General features: G+C 40.7%; 8 protein-coding genes. All 8 read left to right on the forward strand.

Annotated features, from left to right (window positions below; all coding sequences use genetic code 11):
* The first annotated feature begins 271 nt into the window (after positions 1 to 271).
* Complete coding sequence (locus B9A18_RS01825; protein WP_084286957.1) at positions 272 to 808, forward strand: RNA polymerase sigma-70 factor; 537 nt, start codon at positions 272 to 274, stop codon at positions 806 to 808.
* 64 nt (positions 809 to 872) lie between these two features.
* Positions 873 to 1,940 (forward strand): FecR family protein, encoded by a 1,068-nt coding sequence (locus B9A18_RS01830; RefSeq protein ID WP_084286958.1) that lies wholly within the window; start codon positions 873 to 875, stop codon positions 1,938 to 1,940.
* A gap of 20 nt (positions 1,941 to 1,960) precedes the next feature.
* Positions 1,961 to 5,275: a SusC/RagA family TonB-linked outer membrane protein gene (locus B9A18_RS01835; protein WP_084286959.1), complete on the forward strand. Its 3,315-nt coding sequence runs from the start codon at positions 1,961 to 1,963 to the stop codon at positions 5,273 to 5,275.
* Between the two features lie 22 nt (positions 5,276 to 5,297).
* Positions 5,298 to 6,815 (forward strand): SusD/RagB family nutrient-binding outer membrane lipoprotein, encoded by a 1,518-nt coding sequence (locus B9A18_RS01840; protein ID WP_084287424.1) that lies wholly within the window; start codon positions 5,298 to 5,300, stop codon positions 6,813 to 6,815.
* A gap of 216 nt (positions 6,816 to 7,031) precedes the next feature.
* Positions 7,032 to 7,700, forward strand: coding sequence for a GntR family transcriptional regulator (locus B9A18_RS01845; RefSeq protein WP_159452581.1), 669 nt, complete (start codon positions 7,032 to 7,034; stop codon positions 7,698 to 7,700).
* A gap of 120 nt (positions 7,701 to 7,820) precedes the next feature.
* On the forward strand, positions 7,821 to 9,152 hold the full coding sequence (locus B9A18_RS01850; protein ID WP_084286961.1) for a right-handed parallel beta-helix repeat-containing protein: 1,332 nt from the start codon (positions 7,821 to 7,823) through the stop codon (positions 9,150 to 9,152).
* Between the two features lie 60 nt (positions 9,153 to 9,212).
* Positions 9,213 to 12,266, forward strand: coding sequence for a SusC/RagA family TonB-linked outer membrane protein (locus B9A18_RS01855; protein WP_084286962.1), 3,054 nt, complete (start codon positions 9,213 to 9,215; stop codon positions 12,264 to 12,266).
* 20 nt (positions 12,267 to 12,286) lie between these two features.
* On the forward strand, positions 12,287 to 13,774 hold the full coding sequence (locus B9A18_RS01860) for a RagB/SusD family nutrient uptake outer membrane protein (RefSeq protein WP_084286963.1): 1,488 nt from the start codon (positions 12,287 to 12,289) through the stop codon (positions 13,772 to 13,774).
* The last annotated feature ends 24 nt before the right edge of the window (positions 13,775 to 13,798 follow it).

Consider the following 13,798-nt stretch of genomic DNA (forward strand, 5'->3'; position numbering starts at 1 on the left):
AAGCTTCAGTGAGATCTGGTTGATTGCGATGGTGTTACTGGCATTAAACTTTGTATTATCCCTCCACATTAACCGCTCTGCCAACATTCCTATAATGCATTTGTAGCCACTACCGAAATTGTAATGACTAACCAATTGGGAGAATACTTGCTGCTAAAACTCGTTGACGTTTGTGGAATATTGTTTATCATGGGAATAAATTGTAAACAAATTTCGTTGTTGAAAGAATAAGTTGCAAATTAAGCCGTGTTCGCTTATTTATTTCAATTTAATGAACGAAGTCCTTTCTATTAAAAATGGCAGCGTAAAGTCCTTTGAGCAGGCATACTACTCATGGAGCGAAAAAATCTACACCTTCATATTCCGGCAATGCAACTCTGAGGAGATTGCCGATGAGGTGGTACAGCAGGTTTTTGTTCGTTTATGGGACAAAAGAGCAAACCTTTCTCTGGAACATAGTTTGAATGTTCAGCTCTTTAGGATGTCGAGAACTATTTTTATTGATGAACTGAGAAGGGCAGCATCTGCGCGGCGTTATCTGAATGAGCTACAGCAAAAGAAACTCAAAAATTTTACCGAGGATAATTTTGAGGACAAGGAAACCTTGCAATTGGTCAATATTGCCATAGAAAGCATGCCTTCAGTCAGGAAGCAGGTGTTTCTCATGAGCCGGGTTGAACATCTTTCTCATCAGGAGATTGCCGAAAAACTGGGCATTTCTCCAAAAACTGTCGAGAACCACATAGGTCTTGCATTAAAATATCTGCGTCGTTTTATGCTGTTGATGGCCTTTCTGGCTCTGTATTAAACATTCTGCTTAAAAAATAAAATCGCATTAGGGGATAGCCCATTCTTAAACGTATTATTAACAAATGACGATAGATAATATATTGATCAGTCGGTTCTTTAAGAACCTATGCACTGAGGAAGAAGCCCTGGCTGTTGCCAAATATTTAGAAGCGCATCCCGAAAAGCTGGATGAGTTGCTTCCGCATGGGCTATGGGATCATATGGAGGAACTGTCTTTCCCTTCTGCTTCCAAAAAAGAGGAATTGTTACAGGCTATCACCGCGCAAGCGGGAATTAAAGAGCGTAGGCCAGTTTTAATCTGGAGTCTTTCAATTGCAGCCTCTTTGCTAATGGTATTAGGCTTAGGTTGGTGGATGGGAATCGGTACCTATAAAACGCCAGATCATGAGAAAGAGACAGCTGCTACCACTTATACGCTGGTTAAAATCAATTTTGGCAAAGAAGAGATGAAGTTAGACATTGCCGATGGCTCAGTTATCTATTTAAAACCAGGGGGAGAAATTCGTTACCTGGAACAACTCAGTAAACAAAATAGAGATTTTAAACTCAAAGGAGCCGCAAGGTTTAAAGTAGCCGAAGATAAAACACGTCCCTTTAATGTCTACGCAGGGGGGACGGTGACTACCGCGCTAGGTACAGACTTTACGATTTCTTCAGAAGAGGACGACGATAACGTCAGCGTATTGTTGCATAGTGGTAAGGTTGTAGTCAGCGCTGATAGTAGTGTCCATGCCAATGGCATGAAAAAAACCTATCTGCTTCCCGGAAATAAATTGCTGATCAATAAAACAAACTTTAGTCTGGCCCTGATCAAAAACGGCGATCAGCCAGTGCTTAAGTCTGAGGTTATTGAACAAAACGGTCAAACTGAGCTTACCGCTACCGAAATTTCCTTCCGGAACCAATCCCTGGATAAAATTTTCAATGTTTTAGAAAGCAACTTTTCTGCGGACATCCAGTTTGAAAAAGTCCGTTTTAAAGGCATGTATTTTACCGGATCTTTTAAACGAAACGATGAAACTGTAGAAAACGTGATAAATGAAATTGCACTATTGAACCACTTAAATGTAGAGAGAAGGGATAGCACCTATATCCTTAAACCACAATCAAAAAAACAATCAACCAATTAATTCACCTAACCAACTAAACTATGGACCAACTTTTATTAAAAACCAGGCCTATTTATTACAGCATTATACTGTGCTGTTGTTTTTTGCTTCTATGTAATAGTACCGCCTTTGCACAAACGGGTGCAACAGCAACAGGAATTGTAAAAGATGCTACAGGTGTTTTATTGCCGGGGGTTTCTGTGAGAATAGAAAACAAGGCTACCAATTTCAGAGCCGGCACTAGTACCAATGCACAGGGAATGTTCTCTATCGGCGGCATACCTGCCGGTAAGGATTATATCATCACTTTTACTTCAGTTGGTTATAAATCAAAAGTGATTGATGGGTATACTATCAGTCTGACTGATAAATTATCCATCGCTGTGGTATTGGATGAAGATGCCGCTGCTTTAGGCGAAGTGGTGGTTACTGCACTTGGCATCAAGCGTAACAAAAAGGCGCTGGGCTATACTATTGCTGAATTAAAGGGAAACGAACTTACGCAGGGCGCAGAAGCCAATGTGGCCAATGCCTTATCCGGAAAAGTTTCAGGTGTACAGGTAAGCCGGGCCTCTTCAGGGGCTGGAGGGTCATCCAAAGTAATCATCAGGGGAAACAATTCCCTGATTGGAAATAGCCAGCCCTTGTATGTGGTAGATGGTGTTCCAATTGATAACCAAAATGTAGGGGCGGCCTCTAGTACTGGTGGTACCGATTACGGTGATGGAATTTCTAATATCAATCCCGACGATATCCAGAGCATTTCGGTATTGAAAGGGCCAAATGCTGCAGCTTTATACGGACAGCGTGGAAGTAATGGTGTTATTTTAATCACTACTAAATCCGGAACATCTGGAAAAGGAATGAATATTCAGTTCAACAGCGATTTTTCATTAGGCAATGCGCTGGTTGCGCCCGACTTTCAGAATGAATATGCACAGGGGCTGAACGGAAACTTCACACATTTGAGAAGAACCGATGGTAGCATCATTACCATGGCTCAGGCTATCGCGGGGGGCATCACAGGAACGCCCAAAATGAGCGCAGGTCGGGACCGTTTAACCCGTTCCAGTTGGGGGCCTAAAATGGAAGGACAAAGTTATGAAGATCAATGGGGAAACCTGCTTACCCTTACGCCGCAACCGGACACCTATTCGGCATTTTTTCAGACTGAAAAACAATATGTCAATAACATAAGTGTGGAGGGGGGCAATGAAAAGGTCAACTATAGGTTATCTTACGCCAATACCTATATTGATGGTTACGTGCCGACCAATGTAATTAACAGAAACAATTTTAACCTGCGTACACAAGCTAAAATCACTGATAAATTTAATCTGGATGCTAAGCTGAATTACATCATGCAGGACGGGACCAACAGACCTACCTTGTCCGATGCTTCAGATAACCCTGCTTACCTGTTGATCAGTCAGCCCAGGAGCATCCCTATGGACATCATGTCCCAATACAAATGGACGGCCAATGATGTAGCTAAACAATTGGGGTATACCAATGTTTTCGCGGGGCTGGAAAAAACCTATGCTACGAATAGTTCTACGGCCAATCCTTACTGGACCATCAATGAAACCAGGAATACCGACCGCAGAGATCGTGTTATTGGTTTATTGAGGTTGTCTTATGACTTTATGCCCTGGTTAAAACTGACCGCTACAGGAGGAACAGACTTTTATACCGATCAGCGCCTGCGTTATCGCGCAGTAAATACCTACCAGAGTTTGAACCGTAAGGGTGACATGAGCGAAACTGTTATCAGGGTTAGGGAAGACAATTATGATGCCTTGTTAAATAGCAACTTTAAGCTGGAGAATGGACTAGGCTTTACCCTAAACGTAGGCGCGAGTCATTTGAGCCGTTATCTACGCCAAACTGGTAACTCGGGGAGCCAATTTGTGGTACCGAACTTGTATGTGATCAATAATACCTTAACCAACTCCTATATTTTTGGTTTAACTGAGTCGGAAATCAATTCAGTATACAGTTCCGGACAAGTTTCCTATAAAGACTACCTGTACCTGGACCTTTCTGCACGTAATGACTGGTCTTCTACACTGTCAAAAGAGAATAATTCATTTTTCTATCCTTCTGTTAGTGCCAGCTTTATCGCTTCTGAAGCACTTAACTTTAAAAGCAACGTGATCCGTTACCTCAAACTGAGGGGCTCATGGGCACAAGCGGGCAGTTCAGGCAATCCTTACCAGTTAACCGGTACTTATAGCTTAGATCAGTTTACGCATGGTGGTGTGCCGCTAGGCTCGTTTACTTCTATTATTCCAGACAAAAACCTAACCAATGAGCTCACAACATCTATAGAATTTGGTTCTGATCTCGAATTATGGTCGGGCCGTGTGGGTTTGGGCTTTACCGTTTACCAGGCCTCTACTAAAGATCAGATTCTGGATGTTCCCATATCTCCATCCAGTTTGTTTACGGTGATGCGGATCAATGCCGGAGAGATCCGTAACCGAGGTATAGAGGTATCGCTAAACGCTACGCCAATTAAAACGGCATCAGGCTTTACCTGGAAAACAACTTTCAACTTCAATAAAAACGAAAACAAAGTATTGTCGCTACACCCTGGTGTTGAAACATTTTTGTTGGGATCAGACAGAGGTATCAATGTAGTGGCCGAAGTGGGTAAACCTTTCGGACAACTGATCGGAACCCAATTTGCCTGGTTAAAAGATGAGAACGGAAACCGTTTGATTGATCCAAATACCGGCTTGCCTTTAACTACCACCAGCAGGGTGCAGGAAACTATTGGGAATGCACAGCCGGACTGGTTGGGAGGTTTTTTCAACTCGTTTACTTATAAAGGGATAACTTTAAATGCTTTGATAGATATCCGTCAGGGCGGGATGATTTTCTCTCAAAGTAACCGGGAGGAGATCATTTACGGAACGAGCAATAAAACGGTAGCGGGTAGGGATGGTTCTTACCTTGCAAAAGGCGTGGTTGCCCAAAAAAATCCAGATGGCAGCTGGAGTGGTACCGGAGTAGCCAATACTAAAACAGTAAAAGCACAAGACTATTGGAATGTGGTAGCCAGTGATAAAGAAGTAATGGTGTCGGAAGAAATGCTAAACGATGGCAGTTATATCGCAATGCGTGAATTGAGCATGCGTTACCAGATTCCGGTCAAATATTTACCTACGAGTAAAATCCGGAATGCAACTGTTGGTGTGTACGGACGGAATCTGTTTTATTTTCAACGCAAAACAGATGGGTTCTCACCGGAGTCTGCATCCTTTAATACTTCCAACTCTTCCATCGGTATCGAGTCTACCTCTTTACCTATGCTTAGAAACATTGGATTTAACCTGAGTATTGGATTTTAACCTGACCATTAGCAAAGAAATTATGAAAACGAAAAATATCATCAAAATAAGCCTTTATAGTTTATCCATCGCCGTTGGTTTAAGCGCTTGTACCAAGGATTTTGAAAAGTTAAATACACCTCCTACTTCTATCACGGCCATCGATCCCGCCCTGGTTTTCTCCAGAGTGTTGAAAGACGGTGTCTTTGCTGAGGGAGGAGAATTGCCCAACAATAAATTTGGTTCATGGGTTCAGCATTGGGCCGGTGGGGCAGTAGTGCCCGTGTCCAGGTATATAGAATCTTCGGAAGATGTTATCTGGGAGCAGCACTACGGATTGATCCGTGATCTGCGACAAATTCGCGTGGAGTTGACCGGAAAAGAGAATGATCCATCAGGAAGGACCAAGCTGGCCATTGCCCAGATCTATGAAATCAGTATCTGGCAGCGTCTAACCGATCTTTTTGGTGATGTTCCTTACGCCCAGGTATCCAAGAATGCAACGTCCATTAATGTTACGCCAGCATTTGACACCCAGGAAAGTATCTACACTTCGCTGATCGCCGATCTGGATGCTGCCATGAACAACCTGAACGATGCAGACGAAAGTTATGGCACAGCCGATTTCTTTTATAAAGGTGCAACGGCTATTAACTCCTGGCGAAAATATGCCAATTCCTTAAAACTGAGACTAGGTTTAAGGTTGCGTTATGCCAACCCTACGTTGGCCAGAACTACAGTAGAAGCAGCGATGGCCAAACCAGCTTTGCTATTCAGTTCCAACGCCGACAATGCTGCAGTACCAACGTTTAATAATGTGCAACCGGTTAATACCAATCCTATGCTGCGCCAGTTCCTTACCGGAAGTTCTGATCTGAGGTATCTTGCGTCTGCTTTGGTGAGTAAGCTGAAAGCCTATAACGATCCACGCCTGCCATTGCTGGCACAGGCAACCGTGAGCAGTGTAACTGCCGGACAGCCAGATTATGTAGGTTTAGGCGTAGCATTAAACGATGCACAATTGGGTCAGGTGATCAGAAATAACTATTCGACTGCTTCTTTGAGTACATGGTTTAGTCAGAGTTTTGCGCCTATTCCAGTTTATTCGCTAACCTATTCGGAAGTCTGCTTTTTCAAAGCCGAAGCCGCATTGCTAGGTTGGGGCGCACAAACTACCGCAGCTGAAGGCTTTTTTAAAGCTGGGGTAGCTGCGGCGCTTCAATTGCCTCCATATAATATTAATACGGTTCCTCCAGCATACGATAGCGCTGTGTTGTCCTTTGCCGGACTTACCGATGATCAGAAGCTGGACAGGATCATGACCCAAAAGTGGATCCATCTATTTGGCAGAAATTATGAGGCCTTTGCAGAATGGAGAAGAAACGGATTGCCTGCCTTAACACCAGGCAGTAACCTTGGTTCTACCAGTGGGAAGATCCCACGCCGGGCAATTTACTCCACCCGCGAGTCGCAGTTGAATACGAGTAATTACAATACTGCTGTTGGGCGCCTAAGTAATGGTGATTCCTTTCTTTCTAAAGTTTGGTGGGATAAACGATAACCTTTACGGGAGAGACTAGTGAAACCTAGTTCTCTCCCGTTTTTTTATATTTCTGATAATCAAAAAAACAATGTTCTCTATCGGCGGCATATCTGCCGGTAAGGATTACATCATGATTAAATGGAGAAATTCATTTAAATAGTAGCTTATTAATTGTATACAATATCATATATTTTTGGATGTTTAATTTATATTTGCTACATCAAATCTAAGAAATTGAAAAATCAACTAAATAACAGTTCAGTGGTGCCTTTGGCTGATCCAACCTATTCAAGAGTACGTGAAAAATTACGTGAAGATATTGTTAGTGGATATTTTAGCGGAGGAACACGCTTGAAAATTGCGGAATTGGTGAACAGATATGGTGTAAGTCAAATGCCTATCCGAGAAGCATTGCAGCAACTGCAAGGGGAGGGACTGATTGTTATTGAACCCAATAAGGGAGCGCATGTTCGACAAATAGATCAAAGCTTTTTGGAGAATATGTATGATATCAGGCAATTAATCGAGGTGTATTTGACAGTGAGGAGCCTGAGGAATTTTCAGCCAAGGGACATTAAGGAATTAGAAACCTTGCATAGTAAATATGTAAAAGCTGCTAATAAAAGTGATTTTAATCAGTGTTTGACTTTGAATAAACAGTTTCATAGTGTAATATATAAATTGGCTGATAATCCCGAAGGCCAGCAAATTCTGGAAAAGCATTGGCAATTGATTAATACCCTTCGCTTGACGTTTGGATATAGTACAGAAAGGATACAGAAAGTGATACTGGAACATCAGGATATCATTACCGCAATAAAAGATAATGACCCAATTGCTTTGGAAATGGCTGCCAAAAATCACTGCATAAATGCAAAAATGGATTTAATTTTAAAGTTATAATAATATTATTTAGCTGTATATCAGTTACTTGGTTCTGTTTTATTATATATTGTATACAATATATAAAGTTTAATTTATATTTGTCTAACCAATATAAACCAAATAGTAAATTGAACTTTTATGATTAAACAAAGATTAGCATGTGTAGTAATCATTTTTCAATTGTTAAGCAGCTGTACTAAAGTTGATCAATTGAATGCAATAGATCTTGATTCTGAAAGCGCTCCCTCCACATCAAATGTGGTTTACATCAGTAGCAACGGGAATAATTCAAATTCTGGAGCTTCTCCAGAAGCTCCAAAGAAAAGTATTGATACAGTGATATCTGGAAAAACTTATTTATTGAAAAGAGGGGATACCCTTTATTTTAATATACCTAAAACACCAAATGCTACCAGTGCAATTGAAATTGCTGATTATGGAACTGGAATAGCTAAGCCCATCCTCAGTACTTTTAAAAAAGTAAAAAATACAGCATGGACCAACACTGGAAATGTTTGGAAAGTAAACCTTAAAGATACTTTGGCCTTTACCGGATTTATGAATATTAATCAGGTAGATGTAGGGTTTATTAAAGTTAATGAGGTGATTTATGGGCATAAGAAATTTAATCAGCAGACTCTGACCAGTCAATGGGATTATTTTTCTGATACCCAATATTTATATGTGTATTCTAACCAAAATCTGAATTCAGGAGGTTATAAGATTGAGGCGGCCTGCAAAAACAATATTATTGATCTGAGTAATAATATGACGGTTAAAAATATTGTACTTACGGGTAGCGGTGGACATGCCATTCAAGGCACACGGGTAAGTAATGTGACGCTGAAAAACCTGGATATTTCTGAAATAGGTGGCTCTATATTGGCGGGATATGGCAGTGGCACCACTAGGTATGGCAATGGAATTGAGTTTTGGATTGGTGCAAACAATTGTTTGGTGGAGGAGTGTAAAGTGAGTCAGGTATATGATGTTGCTTTTACCATGCAAGCCGATGCAAATTCGGTAGTGTCTCAGTTTAATAATGTGGTATTTAAAAATAATGAGGCTATTAACAACGAACAGTCTTTTGAGTTTTGGGTGAGCAGCCAAAAATCTGGTTTTGTGAATTGTAAGTTTATTAACAACAATTGCAAAAATGCAGGATATGGCTGGTCTCATGCAGTAAGGCCTAATAAAAATGTGGCCGTTCATCTTTTAAATTATGTTTGGCAGGTAAATGCTTCGGGATTATTGATAGACAATAATCTATTTGAAAAGGCGGTTTCAGGCTATATCTATATCAACGATACCTATTACCAAAGTCAACTATTTAAATCTGATAATAACCAAATAAAGCTAGATACGGGTGTTCCCATTGAAGCATTTAAACAGCAATTTTTTATCCCTGACGGAGGCGCCTTTTTCTTGGCCAAAGGACTGGACGAACATTCTGTATTTAGCGTTTTATAATACAATCCTGTTAGTATTAATCTCTAAAATTTATAGTGTAAATAACCAAACTTAAACAGTATGAAAATAAAAAATACTATTGTTATTCTTTTATTGACGTTTTTTTCTCCGCTCATTGCTGCTTCACAAGAAAAAGGAGTGCATGGACAGGTGAAATCGTCAAAAGGAGAAACAATTCCGAATATTACCGTAAAACTTAAAGGAACCAACACTTTAACCAGGACGGATATGGATGGCAAATTTAATTTAAATGTTGCTGCCGCTCAAAATGGAATACTGATATTTTCAGGAGTAAGCTGGACTACTCAAGAGGTTGCTGTTAATGGAAAAAGGCAAATAAATATAGTATTGCAAGAAAGTACCAGTGAGTTGGATGGAGTAGTGGTGATCGGTTATGGTACTAAACTTAGAAAGGATTTGACAGGAGCTGTAGCTTCAATTCCTCCAAAGGCAATTAAAGAAATGCCGGTCGTTTCGGCAGAACAGGCCTTGCAAGGTAGGCTTTCAGGTGTACAGGTTATACAAACAAATTCAGCACCCGGAGGTGCGATTAGTATTCGCATTAGAGGTGGAAACTCGGCCCTGGGGGGTAATGAACCGTTATATGTAATAGATGGATTTCCAGTATACAGTAATGTAGGAACCAATGATGGTAAAACTCAGGCTCAGAACCCACTGGCCTCTATAAATCCCAATGATATTGCTTCTATGGAAGTGTTAAAGGATGCATCGGCCACTGCTATTTATGGGGCCAGAGGTGCTAATGGGGTTGTAATTATCACGACCAATCGCGGAAAGGCCGGTAAAGCAAAACTTAATTTTGAATCGAACTTTGGCATTCAGACCATAAGACATAAAATTCCTATGCTGAATGGGAAGGAGTATATGTATATCGCCAATACGCGCGCCAAAAATCTGGGTACCAGTTTACCTTATCCAGATGCATCACTCTGGACAAGCAATAACGATTGGCAAGATCTGATTATGCGGGATGCTCCGTTTAATAATTATTCTTTATCCGCTTCTGGTGGTAACGAAAATAATCAATATAATATTTCAGGTAACTGGGCTGATCAGTCAGGGATTGTCAGGAATTCCGGATTCAAAAGAGGGGCTATCCGGATTAATTTAGATAATAAGATCAATGCAAAACTTAAATTGTCGACCAGTATAACGGCCTCTAAAACTGATAATCAACAGGCAAGAACCAGTCTCGATATTTATGGTGGAATTGTTTATGTAGGGCTTGTTGCTCCGCCAATTGCGCCGATTTATAAAGAGGACGGTAGTTATTATAAACTTGGAAATATTCCAACGGCTGATCCTGCATGGGACAATCCCATTGCGCTGCTCAAAGGGTATCAGTATAATGTGGGTGTAAACAGGTTTTTAGGTAATTCAAATTTAACTTATTCTATTATAGATGGATTGTCACTATCAGTAAGGGTTGGTATCGACAATCAGGACGTCAGAACAGATCGTTACGTTGGTCGTGATGTGATTGGCTCTCCTGGATCGGCATCTATTGCCAATTCTAATGCGGTAAGTTATTTGAATGAGAATATCCTTAATTATGCTACACAGTTTGGTGATAAGCATAAATTTGATGTCACTACCGGTTTTACTTTTCAGGAAGATATAGGTTTGTCTGTATTGGCAAGTTCGCAAAACTTTGATACTGATATTTATGGGACCAATAATCTCGGTGCAGGAAGTGTTAGTGGATCTCCAACTTCTGGAAAGAGCAAAAATACTTTGCTTTCATTTTTAGGAAGGGCAAACTACTCCTATGATAGTAAGTATTATTTGACTGTTTCCGCACGATCCGACGGTTCGTCGAGATTTGGATTTGGAAACAAATGGGGCTTTTTCCCATCAGCGGCCCTTGCATGGAGATTATCTGCTGAAGATTTTTTAAAAGAAGTATCCTGGGTGTCTGATTTTAAATTGCGTGCCAGTGTAGGGAAAACAGGGAATCAGGAAATAGGTAATTACAATTCACTAGCGCGATTAAGTTCTATAAGAACAATATTTGGCGCTGATCAGTCTTCTGTAATTGGTTATGCAATGACCAATATGCCCAACTCTCAGTTAAAATGGGAGACTACTACACAGTATGATGCAGGGATTGAACTTAGTCTGTTCAATTCGAGGCTTTCTATTTTAGTTGACTATTATGTTAAGCATACCAACGATTTGTTGGCGAACATACCTGTACCGCTATCAACGGGATTTGGCGGCCTGCTGGTTAACTCAGGTTCAATCAGAAACAAAGGTTTTGAATTTTCGGCGGATGCAACTGTGATTAAAAAAGATGATTTTAAATGGGATGTTCGTGCCAATTTCTCCAAAAATGTTGGGAAAGTTCATGAAGTCGCATTAAGCAGTGGGCAGTTCTTCGGAGGTAATATATTTTCCCCTATTGATGCTTCGGTAAACATTATCAAGGAAGGCTACCCCTTATCTTCCTTTTATGGATATGTTACCGATGGCCTTTGGGATGCAAATCAAGCTACAGGCAGTATCATGCCCAATGCCAAGGCAGGAGACCAGCGATATAAAGACTTAAATGGGGATGGCCGGATCACTGCGGATGATCGCATGGTTTTGGGACAACCTGATCCAAAAATGTTGTACGGTCTAAGCTCTACGCTTGCCTATAAGAACTTTGAATTTAATTTCCTACTGTATGGTGCTTATGGCGCTAAAGTGTTTAATGCCAATAAATTCAGTATCGGCGATGCATTTGCCCGTGGAGCAAACCAGATGAAGGAAGTGCTGGATTTTTGGACACCGGAGAATCTCGATGCAAAGTATCCAAGACCATCGAATGTTAACCCATTGGTGTCGGATCGTTTCTTTGAAGATGCTTCTTTCCTCAGACTTCGGAATGTACAGTTGAACTACAATTTCCCGGAAAAAACTTTTGGAATTAACTGGCTCTCTTCGCTAAGTATTTATGTGAGTGCTCAGAATTTGCTGACATGGACAAAATATAGCGGATTTGATCCTGAAGTGAGTTCAACTGGAGGCTCCGATTTAAGAAAAGGTATAGATGTAGGCGCTTATCCTGCTGCAAAAACGTTTAGTGCCGGTTTAAGATTTGGATTATAATTATTGATTAATTTATAAACATGGAAAAGAACAGATTCTTTTTGGGAAAATTATTTTATAGCTGTATTGTTGGTTTGTTATTGTTGGGTAGTGGATGTAAAGACGCATTACAGGAAGAGGTATTCAGCTTTTTGTCTACCGAGAATTTCTACAAAACACCAGCTGATGCGGAAGCTGCCGTGGTTGCAGCATATGCTCCTTTTGTTTCTACTGATTACTACCGTTATGGCTATTACAACTTAACACTCCTGGCCGATGATCAGGTTACTATTGGAAGAAATCCGCAGTTTCAGGCTATAGACAATTTTGATATTCCTGCGGACCATCCATTTGTTCGTGGTACCTGGCAGCAAATGTACAGCTGTATCAACCGGTCGAATACTGGTTTAGCCAGGATACCGGGGATCGCTATGAATGAAGAGCTAAAAAATGAACTCTTGGCCGAATGTTACTTTATCAGGGCATTTAATTATTTTAACCTGGTAAGGCTCTTTGGGGCAGTACCGCTTACTACTGATGAAATAAATAGCGCAGACAAGGTAAATTCGCCAAAGGCTTCAGTACAGCAAGTTTATAAGCAAATTACAGACGATTTGCTAAAGGCTGAAAGTGCTTTACCTGTGACCAGAGCTGGCGTTAAGGTTGGTCGGGCTACTAAAGGAGCAGCAAAAACTTTATTGGCTGATGTATACCTGACAATGGAGAACTGGGCTGGCGCGGCATCAAAAGCAAAGGAGGTTATCGATTTGAATAGCAATGTATTACTCGATAATTTCAATTCGGTATTCTCGGTAAGCAATGAAAATAATAAGGAGATTATCTTCTCTATTCAGTTTGATGGAGTAAATATTGGAAATAGTTTAGCTTCTTATGCTCACGCTGGCGGAACGGACAATCCAAATACCGGAAATGGTGTGCAGGTATGGTCTGTAGATCAAAAATCAGATATGTGGTTGAATTGGAATCTTAATGATAGCCGGAGAACTTTCTCTGTATATGATAAGTTCATTAACAGAGCGGGGAACGAAATTAGTGTATATAATACTTCCCGTCCTTTTCCAGCATTCGGGAAATATAATGCACCTAATGAGGTTTCTGGAATAAACTGTCCTTTTAACCCGATTGTTTACCGGTATGCAGATGTCTTACTAATATATGCAGAAGCTTTATCGCAAGAAAATGGCGGTCCAAACGCTGCTGCACTAGAGGCATTGAACCAGGTTAAACGTAGGGCCTATAAAAGGAATATCAATGTAATTTCTGATATTGATTATCCGGCAGGTTCAGATAAAGAAGCATTTAGAAAACTGGTGCTGTTGGAGAGAAGTTATGAATTTGTGGTGGAGAACAGGCGGATCTTTGATTTGATGCGAACCAGGCAATTTCCACAAATCATAAAACAGCTGGGAAAACCAACCAACCCGACGGCAACTTTGTTCCCAATTCCTTTGGCAGAAATAGAAACCAATAAAGCTTTGTCGCCTGCAGACCAGAATTTAGGATATTAATTCAAAATAGATACGAATGAAAAT

The organism is Pedobacter nyackensis (genome assembly GCF_900176505.1).
GTDB lineage: Bacteria > Bacteroidota > Bacteroidia > Sphingobacteriales > Sphingobacteriaceae > Pedobacter > Pedobacter nyackensis.